The organism is Kitasatospora sp. HUAS MG31 (genome assembly GCF_040571325.1).
In the GTDB taxonomy this organism is placed as follows: Bacteria; Actinomycetota; Actinomycetes; order Streptomycetales; family Streptomycetaceae; genus Kitasatospora; species Kitasatospora camelliae.
The window spans coordinates 2,694,104-2,714,358 of record NZ_CP159872.1; the positions used below are offsets into that span (position 1 = coordinate 2,694,104).

At 73.0% G+C, this 20,255-nt stretch carries 17 protein-coding genes; 6 read left to right on the forward strand and 11 right to left on the reverse strand.

The window, feature by feature from the left end; genetic code table 11:
• Positions 1 to 11: 11 nt before the first annotated feature.
• From ABWK59_RS12130 to acnA, 3 genes are all read right to left on the reverse strand, one after another.
• Entirely contained in the window at positions 12 to 944 is a 933-nt protein-coding gene (locus ABWK59_RS12130; RefSeq protein ID WP_354644925.1) for a carbohydrate ABC transporter permease, read from the reverse strand.
• 73 nt (positions 945 to 1,017) lie between these two features.
• Positions 1,018 to 2,424 carry an N-acetylglucosamine/diacetylchitobiose ABC transporter substrate-binding protein gene (ngcE, locus tag ABWK59_RS12135; protein ID WP_354640415.1) on the reverse strand — a complete coding sequence of 469 codons (1,407 nt, stop codon included), beginning with the start codon at positions 2,422 to 2,424 and terminating at the stop codon, positions 1,018 to 1,020.
• 461 nt (positions 2,425 to 2,885) lie between these two features.
• Positions 2,886 to 5,531 (reverse strand): aconitate hydratase AcnA, encoded by a 2,646-nt coding sequence (gene acnA, locus ABWK59_RS12140; protein WP_354640417.1) that lies wholly within the window; start codon positions 5,529 to 5,531, stop codon positions 2,886 to 2,888.
• 256 nt (positions 5,532 to 5,787) lie between these two features.
• Between acnA and ABWK59_RS12145 the strand changes: the two genes are divergently transcribed.
• The 3 genes from ABWK59_RS12145 to ABWK59_RS12155 all read left to right on the forward strand — a co-directional run bounded on the left by ABWK59_RS12145 (position 5,788) and on the right by ABWK59_RS12155 (position 7,734).
• Positions 5,788 to 6,306, forward strand: a complete 519-nt coding sequence (locus ABWK59_RS12145) for a SigE family RNA polymerase sigma factor (protein WP_354640419.1) — start codon at positions 5,788 to 5,790, stop codon at positions 6,304 to 6,306.
• Between the two features lie 87 nt (positions 6,307 to 6,393).
• Positions 6,394 to 7,320 (forward strand): hypothetical protein, encoded by a 927-nt coding sequence (locus tag ABWK59_RS12150; RefSeq protein ID WP_354640421.1) that lies wholly within the window; start codon positions 6,394 to 6,396, stop codon positions 7,318 to 7,320.
• Complete coding sequence (locus ABWK59_RS12155) at positions 7,321 to 7,734, forward strand: type II toxin-antitoxin system VapC family toxin (RefSeq protein WP_354640423.1); 414 nt, start codon at positions 7,321 to 7,323, stop codon at positions 7,732 to 7,734. It begins immediately after the preceding gene.
• Positions 7,735 to 7,772: 38 nt separating this feature from the next.
• Here ABWK59_RS12155 and ABWK59_RS12160 read toward each other — a convergent pair whose 3' ends face one another.
• Together ABWK59_RS12160 and ABWK59_RS12165 are read right to left on the reverse strand one after the other, a co-directional pair.
• Positions 7,773 to 7,904, reverse strand: coding sequence for a hypothetical protein (locus ABWK59_RS12160; protein WP_354640425.1), 132 nt, complete (start codon positions 7,902 to 7,904; stop codon positions 7,773 to 7,775).
• Entirely contained in the window at positions 7,891 to 8,952 is a 1,062-nt protein-coding gene (locus ABWK59_RS12165) for a hypothetical protein (RefSeq protein ID WP_354640427.1), read from the reverse strand. Before ABWK59_RS12165 ends, ABWK59_RS12160 begins: the two co-directional genes overlap by 14 nt.
• Positions 8,953 to 8,981: 29 nt before the next feature.
• Here ABWK59_RS12165 and ABWK59_RS12170 point away from each other — a divergent pair, with 29 nt between their 5' ends.
• Positions 8,982 to 9,458 (forward strand): hypothetical protein, encoded by a 477-nt coding sequence (locus tag ABWK59_RS12170; protein ID WP_354640429.1) that lies wholly within the window; start codon positions 8,982 to 8,984, stop codon positions 9,456 to 9,458.
• A 120-nt stretch (positions 9,459 to 9,578) separates the two neighbouring features.
• Positions 9,579 to 10,109, forward strand: a complete 531-nt coding sequence (locus tag ABWK59_RS12175; protein ID WP_354640431.1) for a superoxide dismutase family protein — start codon at positions 9,579 to 9,581, stop codon at positions 10,107 to 10,109.
• A gap of 73 nt (positions 10,110 to 10,182) precedes the next feature.
• Here the strand turns inward: ABWK59_RS12175 and argF are convergent, their stop codons facing one another.
• The 3 genes from argF to ABWK59_RS12190 all read right to left on the reverse strand — a co-directional run bounded on the left by argF (position 10,183) and on the right by ABWK59_RS12190 (position 15,678).
• The gene (gene argF / locus ABWK59_RS12180; protein ID WP_354640432.1) at positions 10,183 to 11,184 is read right to left on the reverse strand and encodes an ornithine carbamoyltransferase; all 1,002 of its coding nucleotides are present in this window, start codon (positions 11,182 to 11,184) and stop codon (positions 10,183 to 10,185) included.
• Positions 11,185 to 11,383: 199 nt separating this feature from the next.
• Positions 11,384 to 13,975 (reverse strand): polynucleotide kinase-phosphatase, encoded by a 2,592-nt coding sequence (locus ABWK59_RS12185; RefSeq protein WP_354640433.1) that lies wholly within the window; start codon positions 13,973 to 13,975, stop codon positions 11,384 to 11,386.
• The gene (locus tag ABWK59_RS12190) at positions 13,972 to 15,678 is read right to left on the reverse strand and encodes a 3' terminal RNA ribose 2'-O-methyltransferase Hen1 (protein WP_354640434.1); all 1,707 of its coding nucleotides are present in this window, start codon (positions 15,676 to 15,678) and stop codon (positions 13,972 to 13,974) included. Before ABWK59_RS12190 ends, ABWK59_RS12185 begins: the two co-directional genes overlap by 4 nt.
• 101 nt (positions 15,679 to 15,779) lie before the next feature.
• Here ABWK59_RS12190 and dapD point away from each other — a divergent pair, with 101 nt between their 5' ends.
• Complete coding sequence (gene dapD / locus ABWK59_RS12195) at positions 15,780 to 16,769, forward strand: 2,3,4,5-tetrahydropyridine-2,6-dicarboxylate N-succinyltransferase (protein WP_354640436.1); 990 nt, start codon at positions 15,780 to 15,782, stop codon at positions 16,767 to 16,769.
• Between the two features lie 371 nt (positions 16,770 to 17,140).
• On the opposite strand, the gene ABWK59_RS12200 is transcribed toward dapD, so the two are convergent.
• The 3 genes from ABWK59_RS12200 to ABWK59_RS12210 form a co-directional block, all read right to left on the reverse strand.
• The gene (locus ABWK59_RS12200; RefSeq protein ID WP_354640437.1) at positions 17,141 to 18,244 is read right to left on the reverse strand and encodes a DUF6099 family protein; all 1,104 of its coding nucleotides are present in this window, start codon (positions 18,242 to 18,244) and stop codon (positions 17,141 to 17,143) included.
• 162 nt (positions 18,245 to 18,406) lie between these two features.
• Positions 18,407 to 18,733 (reverse strand): nucleotide pyrophosphohydrolase, encoded by a 327-nt coding sequence (locus ABWK59_RS12205; RefSeq protein WP_354640438.1) that lies wholly within the window; start codon positions 18,731 to 18,733, stop codon positions 18,407 to 18,409.
• Complete coding sequence (locus ABWK59_RS12210) at positions 18,730 to 20,187, reverse strand: AAA family ATPase (protein ID WP_354640440.1); 1,458 nt, start codon at positions 20,185 to 20,187, stop codon at positions 18,730 to 18,732. Before ABWK59_RS12210 ends, ABWK59_RS12205 begins: the two co-directional genes overlap by 4 nt.
• Positions 20,188 to 20,255 lie beyond the last annotated feature (68 nt).

Genomic DNA, 20,255 nt, shown 5'->3' on the forward strand with positions numbered 1-20,255 from the left:
TCCGGCCCCGCTCAGTACTCGATCTTGTCGCGCTTGGTGGCCCAGAGCGAGACGATGGACAGGATCAGCGTGAAGAAGAAGATCACCACGCCCATGGCGCAGGCGTAGCCGGCCTCGCCGTTGCGCAGGAAGCTGCGCATCAGGTAGGTGGAGATGATCTCGCTGTGGTGGTCGGGTCCGCCGCCGAAGTAGGCGCCCGGGGTGATCGAGGAGACCAGCGCGAAGGCGTCCATGGCCACGATGGCCAGGTAGACCCAGGCGGTCTGGACGGTCTCCCAGAGCAGCGGCAGGGTGATCCGGAAGAAGGTCTGGCCGCGCCCCGAGCCGTCCAGCAGGGCGGCCTCGTAGATGTCCTTGGGGATGGACTGCATGGCCGCCGAGAACAGCACCAGGTAGAAGCCGACGCCGGACCAGACCAGGACGGCGAGCACGCACCACAGGACCAGGCCCGGGTCGGAGAGCCACTGCACCGGGTCGCCGGCGTCCACCAGGCCGAGCTTGATCAGGACGCCGTTGGCCAGGCCGCTGCCGTCGGTGCGGTAGACCGCGCCCCAGAGCACCGCGAGGATCGCGATGGACAGCACCTGGGGGAAGAAGAACACCACCTTGTAGAAGCCGGCACCGCGCACGCCCTGCACGCCGCCGGTTCCGCCCTTGCCGCCGACGTTGAGCATGAAGGCGAAGAACAGCGCGATCAGGATGGTCACGATGGGCAGCAGCACCAGCAGCAGCAGGTTGTGCAGCAGCGCGCCGCCGAAGACCTCGTCATCGAGGAGTCTCGTGTAGTTGTCCAGGCCGATGAAGTTCATCTCCTGGCTCGCCCCGGACCAGTCGGTCAGGGAGTATCCGAAGGTCTGCGCGTACGGCCACAGCACCAGGCCGACGTACAGCACGATCGGGAGAAAGAGGAACCCCACGATGAAGGGGTACTTGCCGTGACGCATCGTCACCTCTCCTGTCCTCGGGCGTGCGCACCGGGGGCGGTGCGGGCCCCCGGTGCGCGGTGTGACCGTTCGGTCAGGCGGTCTTGTTCTTCGTGGCCGACTCCTTGGCCCGCTTGATCCACTCGGCCGGAGTGATGCGCTTGGCCATCAGCTCGCCGGAGGCGTTCTGCAGGTCCTCGTCGAACTTGGAGGCGGTGTTCGGGTACTGGTAGTTGAAGGTGTTGCTGCCGGCCGCCTTGAGCGCGGTGACCGTGGAGGCGGTGCCGGGGCGGAGCTTGACCTCCGGGCCGACGCCGTCCTTGAGGCAGGTGAGGCTGTTGGCGGCCTGGGCGAACTTGCCGGAGGCCTCCTTGGTGAGCATCATCCGGAGCAGCTCCAGGCCGCCGGCCACGTTCTTGGCCTTGGCGGGGACGATGAACGGCTCGCCGGCGCCGGCCCGGATCGCCTCGAACGGCAGCTTGTCGCCGGGCAGCGAGGGCATCGGCAGGAAGGTCATGTCGAAGTCGGCCGGGGTGGTGGGCAGCTGCTCGTTCTCCAGCCAGGAGCCGGAGGGGATGAAGGCGGCCTTGTACTGGTTCCAGGCGGTCTGCGACTCGGTGTGGGTCATGCCGTTGGTGCCGGTGAGCAGGAAGTCCTTGTCGACGACCTGGTAGAAGGCCTCCACGGCGGTCTTGACGGCCGGGTCGTCCCAGGCGGCGGCGTCCAGGCTGTCGATCCGCTTCATGAGGTCGAGGCCGCCCTGCTTGGCGATCATGTCCATCATGACCACGTTGATGTAGTACGGGTACTTGCCCTGGTGGGCGAGCGGCGCGATGCCCTTGGCCTTGATCTTGGAGCAGAGCTCGATGAACTCGGCCCAGGTCTTCGGCGCGGTCCAGCCGTTGTCCTTGAAGAGCTTGCCGGAGTACCAGAAGCCGAAGACGGTGTAGACGTAGGACAGGTTGTAGACCTTGCCCTTGACCGTGCCGGACTCGATGGTGCCGGGCATCAGCACGTCGCGGATCTTCTTGGACGGGTCGTCGATGTAGGGCGCGTCCAGCAGCGGGGCCAGGTCGGTGAGCTGGTTGGACTCGGCGAGGACGTCCAGCTTCATCTGCTTGGCGCCCGAGTCGTCGATGACGTCCGGCGGGGAGCCGGCGTTGAAGCGCGGCTGGAGCTTGCCGGTGACGTCCTTGTCGGCCTGGTGGTTGATCTTCGCGCCCGGGTAGACCTTCGAGTACATCGCCTCGAACGCCTTGGCGTACTCGTTGCCGTAGCCGCCGTCGAAGATGAAGACCTCGAGGCCCTCGCCGTCCTTCACGCCGAACGGGTTCTTGGCGTCGGTGAGGTTGAAGCCGGCGGCCTTGCCCGCCTTGTCCCCGCTGCCGCCGGTACCACCGGCGCAGGCCGCCAGCAGCGAACCGCCGCCGGCCGCGAGCACGGCGATGCCGGCTGCCCGCTTGAAGATGTCACGACGGTTGTACTCGGTTGCAGAGCCCATGAGTGCCCAAACCCCTCGGTGTCCAGAAGGTGCGGTTGTACGGGGCTGACGAAGTGTCAACTTCCTTTGGTGGCTTGCCCAGCGGCAAATCCGCCGGTCAGCGGCGGGTGATCTGCGCAAAGGTATAGTCCACTGTTCACCTGGCGGCAATAGTCCGACCGCCCGAGGCGCCGCGTGACGGTCAAAGCGTTGTCGGCGGTGCAGCATGTGCAACGCGACCTTGCCGATGACGAGACAGAAGGTAGCGCGAAGTTGCGCGTTTGAACAGAGAAATGCGCAGCTATGAACACAACGAGCCGTGATCGTCATCTCGATACCCCGCCGCGGGGGCGGACGAACGTCCACGCGGGCGCCGGTGGGGACGAGGGATCCGGTGGGGACGAGGGATCCGTCCGCGTCCGGACACGGCGAAGGCCGGACCGCTCAGAGAGCGATCCGGCCTTCGGGCCCTACGGGGTGGCTCAGCCGAGCAGGCTGCGCAGCACGTACTGCAGGATGCCGCCGTTGCGGTAGTAGTCCGCCTCACCGGGGGTGTCGATGCGGACGACCGCGTCGAACTCCACGTCCCCGGCCTTGACCTTGACGGTCTTCGGGGTGCGGCCCTCGTTGAGCTCGGTCACGCCGGTGATGGAGAAGGTCTCCTCGCCGGTCAGGCCGAGGGAGTCGGCACTCTGGCCGGCCGGGAACTGCAGCGGCAGCACGCCCATGCCGATCAGGTTGGAGCGGTGGATGCGCTCGTAGGACTCGGCGATGACGGCCTTGACGCCGAGCAGCGCGGTGCCCTTGGCCGCCCAGTCGCGGGACGAGCCGGATCCGTACTCCTTGCCCGCCAGGACGACCAGCGGGGTGCCGGCGGCCTGGTAGTTCTGCGAGGCGTCGTAGATGAACGACACCGGGCCGTCGGCCTGGGTGAAGTCGCGGGTGTAGCCGCCCTCGGTGCCCGGCGCGATCTGGTTGCGCAGGCGGATGTTGGCGAAGGTGCCGCGGATCATCACCTCGTGGTTGCCACGACGCGAGCCGTACGAGTTGAAGTCACGCTTCTCGACACCGTTCTCGGTGAGGTACTGCGCGGCCGGGGTGCCCGGCTTGATGTTGCCGGCCGGGGAGATGTGGTCGGTGGTGACCGAGTCGCCCAGCTTGGCCAGGACGCGGGCGCCGGCGATGTCGGTCACCGGGCTCGGGGTCTTGGCCATGCCCTCGAAGTACGGGGGCTTGCGGACGTAGGTGGACTCGGCGTCCCACTCGAAGGTGTTGCCGGTCGGGACCGGGAGCGACTGCCAGCGGTGGTCGCCGGCGAAGACGTCCTGGTAGCCCTTGTCGAACATGTCCTGGTCGATGGAGCCGGCGACGACGGCGGCGACCTCCTGCTCGGAGGGCCAGATGTCGGCGAGGAAGACGTCGTTGCCGTCCGCGTCCTTGCCCAGGGCGTCGCGGGTGATGTCGACGTTCATGTTGCCGGCGAGGGCGTAGGCGACCACCAGCGGCGGGGAGGCCAGGTAGTTCATCTTGACGTCGGGGTTGATCCGGCCCTCGAAGTTGCGGTTGCCGGAGAGCACCGAGACGACCGCCAGGTCGGCCTCGTTGACGGCGGCCGAGACCTCCTCGGGCAGCGGGCCCGAGTTGCCGATGCAGGTGACGCAGCCGTAGCCGACCAGGTTGAAGCCCAGCTTCTCCATGTACGGGAGCAGGCCGGCCTTCTCGTAGTAGTCCATGACGACCTTGGACCCGGGGGCCAGGGTGGTCTTGACCCAGGGCTGGACGCGCAGGCCCTTCTCCACGGCCTTCTTCGCCAGCAGGGCGGCGCCCAGCATGACGGAGGGGTTGGAGGTGTTGGTGCAGGAGGTGATCGAGGCGATCACGACCGCGCCGTTGTCGATCTCGTAGGTCGAGCCGTCGGGGGCGGTGACCGTGGTCGGCTTGGAGGCCTGCTCCGAGTAGGTCGGCAGGGCCTCGGCGAACTTGGCCGCGGCCTCGGCGAGGATCACGCGGTCCTGCGGGCGCTTCGGGCCGGAGATCGACGGGACGACGGTGGAGACGTCCAGCTCCAGGTACTCGGAGTAGACCGGCTCGACCGACGGGTCGTGCCAGAGGCCCTGCTCCTTGGCGTACGCCTCGACCAGGGCGAGCTGCTGCTCGTCGCGGCCGGTGAGCTTCAGGTAGTTGATGGTCTCGGCGTCGATCGGGAAGATCGCACAGGTCGAGCCGAACTCCGGCGACATGTTGCCGATGGTGGCGCGGTTCGCCAGCGGGATGGCGGAGACGCCCTCGCCGTAGAACTCGACGAACTTGCCGACCACACCGTGCTTGCGCAGCATCTCGGTGATGGTGAGCACCAGGTCGGTGGCGGTGGTGCCGGCCGGGAGCTGGCCGTTGAGCTTGAAGCCGACCACGCGCGGGATCAGCATGGAGACCGGCTGGCCGAGCATCGCGGCCTCGGCCTCGATGCCGCCGACGCCCCAGCCGAGCACACCGAGGCCGTTGACCATGGTGGTGTGCGAGTCGGTGCCGACGCAGGTGTCGGGGTAGGCCTGGCCACCGCGGACCATGACCGTGCGGGCCAGGTGCTCGATGTTGACCTGGTGGACGATGCCGGTGCCGGGCGGGACGACCTTGAACTCGTCGAAGGCGGTCTGGCCCCAGCGCAGGAACTGGTAGCGCTCCTTGTTGCGGCCGTACTCGATCTCGACGTTCTGGACGAAGGCGTCCGGGGTGCCGAACTTGTCCGCGATGACGGAGTGGTCGATGACCAGCTCGGCCGGGGCCAGCGGGTTGATCTTCGCCGGATCGCCGCCCAGCTCCTTCACGGCCTCACGCATGGTGGCGAGGTCGACGACGCACGGCACACCGGTGAAGTCCTGCATGATCACACGGGCCGGGGTGAACTGGATCTCCTCGGACGGCTCCGCCGTCGCGTCCCAGTTGCCCAGGGCGCGGATGTGGTCGGCGGTGATGTTCGCGCCGTCCTCGGTGCGGAGCAGGTTCTCCAGCAGGACCTTGAGGCTGTACGGCAGCCGCTCGGAACCCTCGACGGCGGAGAGCTTGAAGATCTCGTACGACTCGTCGCCCACCTGCAGCGAGCTGCGGGCGTCGAAGCTGTTCGCGGACACGACTGACTCCTTCTGGGTCCACCCGGTGGTAAGGTAAGCCTTAGTTAAGCTCACCCGCCGATGATGGAAGGCGTGCGCCTCTCGGCAAGTATCTTGACGTCAAGATAAATCGTAGCGCGAAGTTATCTCGATGTCGAGATAAACCATAGTGCATGGCTGCGTCCAAACTTCACCCGCGGATCCCGTAACGCAACCGCACGCCCGCGGCGTCGGATCACCTGTAGGGGCGGGAGCCGGGGGCGGAGCGAGGGGCGGGGTGGCCGTGGGCGGCCGGCGGGCGGAGCAGCAGCGCGAGTTCGAGGAGTTCGCGCGCGCCAGGGGAACCGGGCTGTTCCGCAGCGCCCTCCTGCTGTGCGGCGACTGGCACCTCGCCGAGGACCTCACCCAGACCGCGCTGGCCCGGATCTACGCCTCCTGGAACCGGGTCCGGCAGGCCGACAACCCCGAGGCGTACGCGCACACCGTGCTGGTCCGCGCCTACCTCTCGCACCGCCGGCTGCGCCGCAGCACGGAGCAGCCCGCCCTGGGCGAGCTGCCGGAGGAGACCGCCCCCGGGGAGGACCCCACCCTGCGGGTCGCGCTGCTGGCCGCCCTGGCCCGGCTGGCGCCCAAGGACCGGGCGGTGCTGGTGCTGCGGTACTGGGAGGACCGGAGCGTCGAGCAGACCGCCGCCGCCCTGCAGCTCAGCGCCGGAACGGTGCGTGCCCGCAGCCTCCGCGCCCTCGGCCGGCTGCGCGCGCTCCTCGGCTCCCAGCTCGACACCTTCGTCACCTGACCCCGGTCCCGCAGCACGCCGACCCCTGTACCGCCGCCGCCGTACCGCCGCACCACCCCGACCACGCGAGAGAGGACCCCGCAGGAGATGGACGAGCAGGAGCTGACCGAGGTGTTCGGACGGGCCGTGGGCGGCGCGTCACCGGACCTCGGCCGGCTGATCACCGGGGCGGAGAGCGAGGGCCGCTCGATCCGGCGCCGCCGGCGGGCCGTGACGGGCGGCGCCGTGGCGGCGGTGGCCGCCCTGGCGCTGGGCGGCGCCCTGCTGCTGGCCCCCGGCGGCCCGGCGGACACGCTCCCGGCCGGTCCCCCGGGCCTGGCCGCTCCCACCGACCCCGACACGGTGCCGCTGACCGGGCGGACCGCCGACCTGATCCTGGCCGACCTGCTGCGGCCGTGGAAGTTCGACCTCCAGGACTTCACCGGCAACGAGCGGGACCTGTCGACCTACCGCGAGGTCCAGGGCCGGCTGCTGGCGAAGACCCCGGCGGGGCGGGTGGAGTTCACCGTCCGGGTGGTCAGCGACCTGGGGGCCACCACCGACCTCTGGGACCTGACCCGCCCGTGCGACTACATGGTGGCGGGGGCCGACACCACCGGGGCGTCCTGCCAGCGGCAGGACCAGGAGGGCGGGAAGTACCTGGTGTTCCACACCCTGCCCGGGGCCGGGGGCACCACGCTCCGGGCGTTCCTGGTCCGCCCCGACCGCTCGGGTGTGGTGGTCACCGAGCGCTGGTCGCCCACCGGCCGCACACCCGAGCCGACGGCCGGGAAGACGCTGCCGCTCCAGGTGAGCGAGCTGGGGAAGCTGGCGATGGGCAGCGGGTGGTCGGAGCGGGTCGACACCGCCCAGGCCGCCCGGGCCGAGTCCGTGATCACCCCGTACGCGCGGGAGGCGGCGCTCCCGCCCGGCGTGGACCGCTCGACCGGGACGGCAGGCCCCGGTTCGGGGTGCGGGCCGGGCGGGACTACGGTGGGGTCCGTTGGCGACACGCCGAGTTCCGGGGGCTGCTGAATGATCGTGGTGGACGCGTCCGCGCTGGTGCTGGCCCTGGCCGACCGCGGCGAGCGGGGCGAGGAGGCCCGCGCCCTGCTGGCGGCGGACGGCGAGTGGGCCGCGCCCGAGCACATCGTGATCGAGGTGATGCAGTCGCTGCGCGGCCTCTACCTGGCCAGGGAACTGACCGCCGAGCGGGTCGCCGAGGTGGCCGCCGAACTCCCGACGATCGCGATCCGCAAGGAGGAGGTGGCGCCGCTGCTCGGCCGGATCTGGGAGCTGAAGGACAACCTCACCCCGGACGACGCCGCCTACGTCGCCCTCGCCGAACGGCTCGGGGCACCCCTGGTCACCGCGGACCTCCGGCTGATGCGGTCCAGCGGACCGCGCTGCGAGATCCGCGGCATCGGGCCGGCCCGCGACCGCGGGTAGCGGCGCCCCGAGAGCACTCCCGGTTCCGCTTCCGGCGGTCAGCCGCGGCGGCGTGAGCGGGCCAGCCAGGCCAGGACCGCGACGCCGGCCGCCACCACGGCGGCCACCACCACGATCACCAGCGGGCCGCCCGCGACGTCGGGCTCCGGAGCGATGTCAGCCAGGAACATGGGTCTTCCTTTCGGGGAGGATGCCGCCGCTCCCGGGCACCCTGGACGCTCCGGGTACGCCGGGCACTCCAGGTACGCCGGGAACTCCGGGCGCGCCCGGTTCGGCGAGGCCCAGGACGAGCAGCAGCAGGACGGGGAACTCCAGGTAGGCGTGGTAGCTGGCCAGCGCCGCGTAGAGCGCCTTGCCCTGCGCGTAGTCACCGGCGAACAGCACCGCCAGGGCCGCACCGGCCGCGGCGCCGAGCAGCCAGGCCCGCCGGCCCCGCAGCAGCGGGACCCGGCGGTCGAAGGCGGCGGCCGCGTCCGGCGCGTGGCGCGGCAGGAACCAGACCCACACCACGTAGTGCATGGTCTGCAGGAAGGCGAACACCGCCACGAACCGCAGCCCGGCCGAGGTGTGCAGCCAGGCCGGCGGGGTGTAGGCGGCGGCGAGCCGGTCCACGGCGGAACCGCCCGGAACGAGCCACCGGTCCAGCGCGCCGGAGAGCAGCAGCGCCGGCACCGCCAGCACCCAGCCGCACTGCACCGCGAGGAACGCCGTCCGCCCGCGCGGCATCCGGCGCGACCACTCCCACAGGAAGACCAGTGGCACCAGGTTGTGCAGGTGCGTCAGCACCACGAAGTGGTACCCGGGGAAGGCCAGCGAGCAGGCGGCGGCCGGCAGCAGCCCGCCCGCCGCGCCGAGCAGCGGCAGCGGGCGCCCGCGCAGCGCGTACCCGCAGGTGGCGGCGAGCAGCCCGTACGCGAGCAGGATCTCGCCGGTCCGGGAGACGGGGCCGGGCGGCAGCAGCCGGCAGCACAGGATGCCGGTGATCAGCACCAGCAGCAGGCGCAGCAGGCGGCCGGTCAGGACCTGCTCGAACCGTCCGGCCACGTACCGCAGTTCCAGCACGTTGTGGAGGATGCCGAAGGTGGCGAGGCCCAGGACGGCGAGTGAGGCGGGCGTCCGCAGCGCGAGCGCCAGGGCGAGGACGGCGGCCGCCGCGAGGGCCGTGGAGGGGAGCACGCCGCCGGCCGGACGCAGCCCCGGGGCCACCGCTGTCGCCACGCCGCTCCTCCCCGTGGCACGATCTCGCCGTGCCGTACTCCCTGGCCCTGGCCCTCACCCTGCTGGTCGAGGTGCCGCTGTACACCGCGGCGCTGGCCGCCCTCGGCCCGGTCCGCCCCGGACGGGCCGCGCTGGCCGCCGTCGCGGTCAACTGTGCGACGCACCCGCCGCTCTGGTGGTTCCTCGGACGGTTCACCGCCGGGGCGCCGGCAGCCTACTGGACGGCCTTCGTGCTCGCCGAGGCCGCGGTCTGCCTGGTCGAGGCGGTCCTGCTCCGGGTGTCGGCGGGCCCGGTGCGGGGTGCCGGCCTGCGGCGTGGCGGGGTGCGGGGTGCCGGCCCGCGGCGTGGCGGGGTGCGGGCCGTTGCCGGGGGCGGGGAGGGGGTGGACGGGACGGACCGGGCCTCGCACCGGTTGCCGCCGGCCGTGGTGCTGGCCGTGTCCGGGACGGCGAACGCCGCCTCGGTGCTGGCCGGACTGCTGATGACGGCGACGTCAGTCTCCTGACCGCCGACCGCCCGTCCGGGTGACCGGGCGGCACGGCGACGTGCCCCCTGGGGGCGGGGGCGGCCACGGTGGGCGGTGCAATCGGCGGTTTCCCGCTGACGCTCCGTCGGAAGGCCCGTGATGCCCCTCGCGTTCCCCGCCGCGCTGCTGCCGCTGGCGCTGCTGCCCTCGCTCGTCCCGCCGGCGACGGCGACCGACGCCGACTTCGACCCGGCGACCGCCTTCATTCCTCCGAAGGCCATCAGCTACGCCCCGGACCTGCTCCCGTACGGCTCGCACGTCCGGGTCACGCTGGCGGAGTCCCCCGGACGCACCACGGTCGGGGTGGAACTGACCGGCGTCGCGCCGGGCACGGAGTTCCCGGCGCACGTGCACACCGGCACCTGCGGCGCCGACCCGGCCGCCGCGGGACCGCACTACCAGCACTGGGCCGACCCGGTGCAGCCGTCCACCGACCCGGCGTACGCCAACGACCGCAACGAGGTCCGGCTGACCGTCCGGACCGACGGGTCGGGCTCGGGATCGGCCCGGTCCACGGTGGTCTGGCGGTTCCGGCCCGGCGAGGCCCGCTCGGTGGTGCTGCACACCGCACGCGCGGCCGGGAAGCACGCGGCCGGCGACCGGGTGGGCTGCGTCGACGTGGAGTTCTGAACGGGCGCGACCCCACGGCCGAACGCTTCGGGGCTCGGCAGCGCCGCGCCCCCGAAGCACCTGCCCGATGGGCTTAGGAGCCGAGGGTGGCGACCAGGACGGCCTTGATGGTGTGCAGCCGGTTCTCCGCCTGGTCGAAGACCACCGAGTGGGCGGACTCGAAGACCTCGTCGGTGACCTCCAGCTCGGTCATCCCGGTGGCCTCGAACATCTGCCGCCCCACCTCGGTGCCCAGGTCGTGGAAGGCCGGCAGGCAGTGCAGGAACCGCACGCCGGGGTTGCCGGTGGCGCGCACGGTCTCCATCGAGATCTGGTACGGCTTCAGCAGCTCGATCCGCTCGGCCCAGACCTCCTTGGGCTCGCCCATCGACACCCAGACGTCGGTGTAGAGGAAGTCGGCCCCTGCGACGCCCGCGGCGACCTCCTCGGTCAGGGTGATCCGGGCGCCGCTGACCTCGGCCAGGCCCTGCGCGGCCTTGCGGACCGCCTCCGCCGGCCAGAGCTCCTTCGGCGCCACGATCCGGATGTCCATGCCGAGCAGGGCGCCGGTGACGAGCAGCGAGTTGCCCATGTTGGAGCGGGCGTCGCCGAGGTACGCGAGGGCGACCTCGGTGAGCGGCTTGGCCGAGTGCTCCCGGATGGTCAGCACGTCGGCCAACATCTGGGTGGGGTGCCACTCGTCGGTCAGGCCGTTCCACACCGGGACGCCGGCGTGCGCGGCCAGCTCCTCGACGATCTCCTGGCCGTGGCCGCGGTACTCGATGCCGTCGAACATCCGGCCGAGGACCCGGGCGGAGTCCTTGATCGACTCCTTGTGCCCGATCTGCGAGCCCGCCGGGTCGAGGTAGGTGGTGGAGGCGCCCTGGTCGTGGGCGGCCACCTCGAAGGCGCAGCGCGTCCGGGTGGAGGTCTTCTCGAAGATCAGGGCGATGTTCTTCCCACGCAGACGGGGCTGCTCGGTGCCGGCGTACTTGGCCGCCTTGAGCTGGGCGGCCAGGTCGACCAGGTGGCAGAACTCCTGCGGAGTGAAGTCGAGCTCCTTGAGGAAGTGCCTGTTCCGGAGGTTGAACGCCATGCCGGGCTCCTGGATCGGTCGGACCTGAGACGGGAAGTGTATACGAGTATCGGAATTTCTATGCAAGGGAGGTCGGGTCGGGGTCCCGGCCCGGGCCCTGGCGGCACGGGAACGCAAGGGAGCAGGGCCCGGGGATCCACCCCGAGCCCTGCTCCCGTTCCACCGGACGCCTGTCTCCCGCCGCTGCGGGTGCAGCGGCCTACAGCCGCGGGTCGACCGGCTCGGACTCCAGCGCGAGCACGGCGAACACCGGCTCGTGCACCCGCCAGAGCGGCTCGCCCGCGGCGAGCCGGTCCAGCGCCTCCAGGCCGAGGGCGTACTCGCGCAGGGCGAGCGACCGCTTGTGGCCGAGGAACCGCTGCCGCAGCTGGTCCAGGTACCGGGTGTAGTCCGGCCCGTAGATGATCCGCAGGTACTCCCGGCCGCGGACCTTCACCCCGGGCTGGACCAGCTGCCCGCCGGGCCGGCCCTCGCTCGCGGCGCCGCCGCGGACCAGCGAGGCCAGCGGCTTGACCACCATGCCCTCACCGCCAGCCTCGGTGAGTTCTTCCCACCAGGCGACGGCCGCGGCGACCGAGGCCTCGTCGGCGGTGTCCACCAGCAGGCGGCCGGTGCTCCGGAGGATCGGCGCGGCCGGGTCGTCGGCGGCGACCAGGCGGTCGATCCACTCCAGGTGCCGGTCGTGCGGACGGACGGCGAGGTTCGCGCCCTCCGCGGCGAGCACCTGGAAGGGCGCGAGACGGATCCCGGACAGGCCCTCGGTCGGCCAGCAGTAGCGGCGGTACGCGGCGGTGAACGCCTCCGCGTCGGCGGCGCGCCGGCGCTGGCGCTCGGTCAGCTCGGCGACCTCCAGGCCGCGCCCGTCGGCCCGCTCCAGGGCGGCCAGCACCTCGGGCAGCGCCGCACCGGCGGCGGCGCCGACCGCCGCGTACTGGCGGCGCAGCAGCTCGGCCGCCTTCAGCGACCAGGGCATCAGCTCGGCGTCCAGCAGCAGCCAGCCGGTGCCCAGCTCCTCGAACAGACCGGCCCGCTCGGCGGCGGCCCGGACCCGGTCGAGCACGGCGCCGGTCAGTTCCTCGTCGTTGAGGAAGGCCCGGCCGGTACGCGTCCAGATCGCCCCCGGGCCGGCCAGACCGAACCGCTTCTCGAGCGCGGACTCGTCCCGGGCGACCAGCACCACCGCCCGCGAGCCCATGTGCTTCTCCTGGCAGATCACCTCGCGCACGCCGTCGTGCCGGTAGGCCAGGAAGGCCTCCTCCGGGTGCTCCAGGTACCCCTCGCGACGGGAGGTCGCGGAGGGGGCCATGGTCGGCGGCAGGTAGGCGAGGAGGCGCGGGTCCAGCGCGAACCGGCTCATCACCTCCAGCGCCGCGGCCGCGTTCTCCTCGCGGATGGAGACCCGGCCGTGGTGGGCGGTCTCCACGATCCGCCGGCCCGCCACGTCGGCCAGGTCCAGCGGGCGGCCCTCCCGGCCGCCGGGCGCCTCGGCGCGCAGCGGCCGGACCGGCGCGTACCACTCCTGCTCGGCCGGCACCTCGACGATCTCCCGCTCCGGGTAGCGCAGGGCGGTCAGGCTGCCGCCGAACACGCAGCCGGTGTCCAGGCAGATGGTGTTGTTGACGAAGCTCGCGGTCGGCACCGGGGTGTGGCCGTAGACCACCAGGGCCTTGCCGCGGTACTCCTCGGCCCACGGGTAGCGGATCGGCAGACCGTACTCGTCGGTCTCGCCGGTGGTGTCGCCGTACAGCGCGTGCGAGCGGACCCGGCCGGAGGCCCGGCCGTGGTACTTCTCCGGCAGGCCGGCGTGGCAGACCACCAGCCGGCCGCCGTCCAGCAGGTAGTGGCTGACCAGGCCGCGCATGAAGGCCCGCACCTCGGCGATGAACTCCTCCGGCTCCCCGGCCAGCTGGTCGATCGACTCCTGCAGGCCGTACGAGACGGTGACCTTGCGGCCGTCCAGGTAGCGGCCGAGCTTGTTCTCGTGGTTGCCGGGGACGCAGAGGGCGTGGCCGGCCGCGACCATGCCCATCACCAGCCGCAGCACACCGGGGGTGTCCGGGCCGCGGTCGACCAGGTCGCCGACGAACACCGCCGTCCGGCCCTCGGGGTGCACGGCGTCGACCGGGCGGCCCTGCTCGTCCCGGGTGAGGGTGTAGCCGAGGCGGAGCAGCAGGGACTCCAGCTCGGAGCGGCAGCCGTGGATGTCGCCGACCACGTCGAACGGGCCGGTGAGGTGGCGCAGGTCGTTGTACCGCTTCTCGGGCACCACCTCGGCGGTCTCGATCTCGGTCTCGCCGCGCAGGATGTGCACCTTGCGGAAGCCCTCGCGCTCCAGGCCGCGCAGCGAGCGGCGCAGCTCCCGCTGGTGGCGGGGGATCACGTGGGCGGGCAGCTGGCGGTCCGGGCGGGACCTGTTCCGGGCGGCGCAGACCTCGGCCGGGACGTCCAGCACGATGGCGATCGGCAGCACGTGGTGCTCCCGGGCCAGCGCGATCAGCTGCCGGCGGGCCTCCACCTGGACGTTGGTGGCGTCGACCACGGTGAGCCGGCCGGCGGCCAGCCGCTTGCCGACGATGTAGTGCAGGACGTCGAAGGCGGCGGCCGAGGCCGACTGGTCGTTCTCGTCGTCGGCGACCAGCCCCCGGCAGTAGTCGGAGGAGATCACCTGGGTGGGCTGGAAGTGCCGGCGGGCGAAGGTGGACTTGCCCGAGCCGGTGGAGCCGATCAGCACGACGAGCGAGACGTCGGTGACGGGAAGCCGACGGACGGCGGGCTGTGCGTCGGTGGTCATCGGGTCGCGCTCCCCTCGGCGGAGGTCCGGGTCGGCCGCTCGGCCGGGATGTCGGTGGTGACGGCCGTGTCGGTGACGGTTGCAGTGTCGGCGGTGGCTGCAGTGGCTGCAGTGGCGGTGGTGGATGCGGTGTCGGTGACGGCTGCGGTGTCGGCGGTGGTCAGGAGGAACAGGGCCAGCTGGGTCGGCGCGCCGGCCTCCTCGTCGACCGGACCGACGGGCCGCAGGGTCACGGTGTAGCCGTACGTCCCGGCGACCTTGTCCGCCCAGGCGGCGAACTCGGCGCGGGTCCACTCGAAGCGGTGGTCCGCGTGCCGGACCGTCCCCGCCGGGAGGGTCTCCCAGCGGACGTTGTACTCGACGTTCGGCGTGGTGACGACCACGGCCTGCGGCCGGGCCGCCCCGAACACCGCGTACTCCAGGGCGGGCAGCCGGGGCAGGTCCAGGTGCTCGATCACCTCGGACAGCACCGCCGCGTCGTAGCCCTTGAGCCGGGCGTCGGTGTAGGTGAGCGCGCCCTGGACCAGCTTCACCCGGGCGGCCAGGCGCTCGGGCATCCGGTCGAGCCGAAGCTTACGGGCGGCGGCGGCCAACGCCCGGGAGGACACGTCCACCCCGAGCACCTCGGTCACCCGCGGGTCGCCGAGCAGGGCGCCGACCAGCTCGCCCTGGCCGCAGCCGAGGTCGAGCACCCGGGCGGCCCCGCACTCGGCGAGCGCGGCCACGATCGCCTCCCGGCGCTGGGCGGCCAGCGGTCGCGGCTTCTCCGCAGCCTCGGCGCCGACCGCCGACCCCTCCCCCGCAAAGTCACCCGCCGGGGCACCGGCAGCGTCGCCGGCCGCCTCGCCGACCCCGGCACCGCCGCCGTCCACCTCGCCGACCTGGTCGTCGACCGCGTTGTCGAGCTCCTCGGCCTCCCGGTCGTCGGCCTCGGCCAGCCGGGCCAGCGCGATCCGCTCCATCGCCAGCCGGGTGAGCGACCAGCGGCGGGCCAGGTAGCGCCGGGTGATCAGACCCAGCTCCGGGTGGTCCGCCAGCCAGCCCTCGCCGGCGGCGAGCAGCTTGTCCACCTCGTCGGGCGCGACCCAGTAGTGCTTCGAGCCGTCCAGCACCGGCAGCAGCACGTACAGCTGCTGCAGCGCCTCGGCCAGCCGGACGGTGCCGGTCAGCTCCACCCGGGCGAAGCGGGAGTCGCCCCACTCCGGGAAGGCGGTGTCCAGCGGAACCGCCGCGGCCTCGACCTGCCACCCCAACGGCTCGAACAGCCGCCGCACCAGGGCCGGACCGCCACCGTCGCCGCCGGCCGGCACCGCGGGCAGCGCGACGCGCAGCGGGAGGGCCTGGCCGGGCAGCTCGGGCCGGTGCTCGCAGACGCCCTTCATCGCCGTCCGGAACACCGTCCGCAGCGCCACCGCGAGCAGCGAGGAGGCGGCGTACGGCCGGTCGTTGACGTACTGGGCGAGCGCGAGGTCGGGGCTGCCGCCGCGGCCCTGCCCGCGGCCCTTTCGGACCAGGGCGATCGGGTCGACGTCGAGCAGCAGCGCGGCGGTGCACGCCTCCGCCGTGGCCTCCGGGTAGAAGACGTGCGCCACGCCGTGGGAGGTGGAGAACCGCTGCACCTTGTCGGGGTGTTTGTGCAGCAGGAAGCCCAGGTCGGTGGCAGGCCGCTCGGACGTGCCCGTGGTGGAGATCGATATGAACACCCGCCCGAGTATCCCGGAGCCGGTGCCGGCCGGGCACCGGGTTTTGTCCGGACGGTGAGCGTGTTCGTCAGCCCCTGCCGGTATTGGTTAACGTGCAGGATGTGACTGCTGAAACCTCCACCCTCGCGACCGGCGCCGTCGCCGCCGGCCTGGCGACCATCGCCGCCGACGGCACTGTTCTCGACACCTGGTTCCCCGCGCCCGAGCTGCAGGCCGAGCCCGGCCCGGCCGGCACCGTCCGGCTGACCGCCGAGCAGGCCGAGGCCGCGCTCGGCGCGGGCGCCGCCGACGCCCTGCGGGCCGACGCGCGCCGGGGCGTCGAGGTGGTCGCGGTGCGCACCACCATCTCCTCCCTGGGCGAGAAGCCGCTCGACACGCACGACGTGTACCTGCGCCTCCACCTGCTCAGCCACCGCCTGGTCAAGCCGCACGGCCAGAACCTGGACGGCATCTTCGGCCTGCTGGCCAACGTCGCCTGGACCTCCATCGGCCCGGTGCCGGTGGGCAACGTCGAGCAGGCCCGCCTGGCCGTCCGCGCCCAGGGCGGCCAGCTGGCCGTGTACGGCATCGACAAGTTCCCGCGGATGACCGACTACGTCGCCCCGGGCGGCGTCCGGATCGCCCACGCCGACCGGGTGCGCCTCGGCGCCCACCTGGCCGAGGGCACCACGGTCATGCACGAGGGCTTCGTCAACTTCAACGCCGGCACCCTGGGCACCTCCATGGTCGAGGGCCGGATCAGCGCGGGCGTCGTGGTCGGCGACCACAGCGACATCGGCGGCGGCGCCTCGATCATGGGCACCCTGTCCGGTGGCGGCAAGCAGGTCGTCGCGGTCGGCGAGCGCTGCCTGCTGGGCGCCAACGCGGGCATCGGCATCTCGCTGGGCAGCGACTGCGTGGTCGAGGCCGGCCTGTACGTCACCGCGGGCACCCGGGTGACCACCCCGGACGGCACGATCGCCAAGGCGGTCGAGCTCTCCGGCCAGGACAACCTGCTGTTCCGCCGCAACTCGCAGAGCGGCGCGGTCGAGGTGATCGCCCGCTCCGGTTCCTGGGGCGGTCTGAACGCCGATCTGCACGCGCACAACTGACCTCCTGTGGTCCCCGGCCGGGCTCCGGCGCCGTCACCTCGGCGCCGGGGCCCGGCCGCGTTCGTGACCGTGTCGGTGCCCGGATCCGGTCCTGCTCCGCTCCGGGTCCGCGCGTGGTCCTGGCCCTGCCTCGGTCGGTCCCGTTCCGATGGCCGGGACCCGGCCGGCGAGGCTCCACGGGTCGTCTTCCCCGGATCGGCCCCGGCGGACGGGCGCTAGCCCAGCCGGGTGCCGACCCGCAAACCCGGCTCACCCCTGCGGCTGACACGGCGCGGGGGATGGACCTCAACGGGTGGTCCGTGGTGACCGCGCACGTCGGGGGCTCGTTGGACCGGCGGCACCGCCGACCGGCGCAACCGCCGACCGTCGGATCACACCGCACCACCGAGACCACCGAGCTGAAGGGGCCCCCTCATGACCGAGCCCTGGGCCGAGCCACCCGTCGCCCCGCACGGGACGCCCGAGGACGTCCCCGAGACCCCCAGGACACTGCTGGAGCAGATGCAGGCGCTGCTGGCCTCGATCAGCACCGACCTGGCCGGTCTCGACGCCGACCTGCAGTCCTCCGCCGCCCGCGCGACCGAGGGGCAGGGCAGGGCGACCGGGACCTCCCCGGCCGGCCGGTAGCCGCCGGGCGCCCTCCGCGGGCCCGGGCCGGTGTCCGGCTCCCCCGGACCCTGTCTTCCCGGGCCCGACGCACCCGGGCCGGGCTCACCCGGGCCCGGCGGCCCGAGCCGGACCACCAGGGGCGTCCCCTCGCCGCGGAGGGCCGCCGCGCCCTCGAACTCCTCCTCGGGCCAGGGGTCGGGGTCCACCCCGTCCCAGGCGTCGCCGTCCGGGACGTCCCCGCCCGGCTCCTCACCCGCGGGCCCCTCCCCCACCGAGCCGTCGCCTGCCGGACCGTCACCCACCGGAACGTACCCAGGGGTGTCGGCGTCCCAGGCGGCCGGGTCGGCCAGGCGGGGATGGCCGTGCTCCCGGTCGAAGCTCTCCTGGCCGTCGGCGCCCTGACCGAGCGTCCGCAGCAGCTCCGCCACCAGCTCCTTGCACTCGGCTCCGGCGTCCACCCCGTCGATGCAGCGCCAGTACAGGCTCTCGCCGTCCGCCCCGCAGGCCAGGACCACCAGCGTCTCGGCCACCTCGTGGAGCAGGCCGCCGAGCTCGCGCAGCACGGGTTCGAGCTCGCCGAGCTCGTCCAGCCGCTCCACCCGGCCGCCGCCGGCCCACTCGCCGTCACCGCCGCCGGGATCGTCCGGGTCGTCGGACGGCTGGTCCAGGCAGGCCGCCGCGTGCCCGCCGGCGTCGCAGAGCAGCTGGCCGAGCGCACCGGCCTCGCCGGTCTCCCGGTCGGCGATCCGGGCGCCGACCGCCTCGGTGAGCAGCCCCGCCTGCCAGGCCTCGTGCAGGGCGTCCGGCACCGTCCGGGCCTCGGCCAGGGCGTGCCGGGCCGTCTTGATCAGTCGTAGCGCGTCCATCGGAACCGCTCCCCTCGCTCGCGCGGCCGCCGCGTCGGCGGCCGGTCGCAAGCCAGGGTGCGGTGGTGGCGGGCGCGGGCCCAGACCCCCTCGGAAAGCTGTGGACAACCCGGGCCTGTGGACAACCGGAGTCCCCCACACGAGTGAAGAAACCCCGAGATCTCACTCCAGCGGGAATCGCAGCTCGTTGCGGTCGATCTTCGCCGCCAGCGCGTCCAGCGGGTCCACCTTGAGCACCGAGCAGAACTGCAGCAGGTACGCCAGCACGTCGGCCACCTCGTCCCGCACCCGGTGCGCGGTGTCCGGGTCGGCCATCACCCCGGCGGCCTGTTCGGGCGTCAGCCACTGGAAGACCTCCAGCAGTTCGCCGGCCTCCACGCTGAGGGCGGCCGCCAGGTTCTTCGGGGTGTGGAAGGGCTGCCAGCGGCGGGCCGCCGCGAACTCCTCCAGCCGCCGCTGCAGGGACTCCAGGGTGTGTCGTTCGGTCACGCCCCCAGGTCTACCGCATCACCCGCGCCACCGGCCCCCGGGCCGCCGAAGCCCACACCGTCGAAACCCGCGACACCAGAGCCCGCGCCACCGAAGCCCGCGCCACCGGCCCCCGGGGCACCGGAACCCCCCACCCCCGCCCGTCCGCCCTGCGGCGGCACCCACAGCGACTCGGGCCGCAGCAGCACGCTGTGCCCGGTGGCGGGATCCCGGCGGCACTCGACCAGCTCCACCCCGGGCACCTCCCGGGCCGCGGCGGGCTCCTGGAGGGCGCCGAGCAGCCGGATGTCCCCCTTGGCGCACACCTCCTCGGCGACCCGCAGCAGCGAGGCGGTCTGCTCCCGGCCGAGGCCCGCTCCGAGGTCCTCGGCGAGCACGGTCAGCTGGCGGTGGGCGGGCGGCACCTCGGCGGCCGGGTCCACGTCCAGCACCCCGGCGCCGGTGAGCAGCACGGCGGCGAAGGCGAGCAGCCGCAGCATGCCGTCCGAGGCCTGGTCGGCGCCGGTGCGTCCGAGCACGCCCTCGTCGAAGACGGCGAGCAGCCGCTCCTCGGGGCCGCTGCCCCGGCGGGCGACGTCCAGGCCGAGCAGCGGGTGCGGTGCGGCTGCCTGGACGGCCTTCAGCAGCCGTCCGTAGCGGCGGGTGCAGCCCTGCTTGAGCCGGGCCAGGACGGCGGAGATGTTGGTGGCGGTGCTGAGCAGCCGGGCCTGCGGGTCGGCCCGGGACCAGCCGCGCATCGCGGCGGGGACGGGGTGCAGCGGGAAGACCTCGCGCAGCGCGGTGAGCATCTGCTCGGCGGCGGCCAGCACCTTCCGCTCGCCGGGCGAGGAGCCGGCGACCCGGAGCGGGAGCTGGGCGGTGATCAGGCTGCTGCTGGGCATCGGGGCCCGGATGTCGCCCTGCCGGGTGTCGTTGTGCCAGGTGACGTTGATCCGGCCGCGGGCCGGGTCCTGCTCGCCGGTCTCGACCAGGGTCTCGCCGTCCAGGGTGAGCCACTCGCGGGCGATCCGGACCGGACCGTCGGTGCGGATCACCACCTCCAGCCGGATCGGCCCGGCGCAGGAACGGACCGTGCAGCCGAGGATGATCGCGTTGCGGCCGTGCGGGACGCAGCCGAGCAGCCCGCCGCGGACCGGCGCGGCCAGCGGGCCGGTGAGGCTGGCGGTGCCGTCCAGCGAGGTCTGGATCTCCTCGCCGAGGGCGAGCCGGGAGAGCACGGCCAGGGCGTCGAGCGCGTTGGACTTGCCCACCCCGGACGGGCCGTGCAGGACGGTGAGCGGGGAGAGCGGCAGTGCGGCACGGCGGAAGGACTTGAACGAGGTGAGCCGCAACTCCTCGACGGCCGGACGGAGCCGGGGGCCGCCGTCCGGCCGGTGCCGGGGGCCGTCGTCCGGACGGACGGCGGACGCGAGGGGGCCTGGCGGCCGGACGCCGGGAGCGGCTTCGCTGGTCACCCGGTGGACCCTAACCCCGCGCTGAGCAGCAGAAACGTGCCTCCCCGAGACATTCATCCCAACGAGTC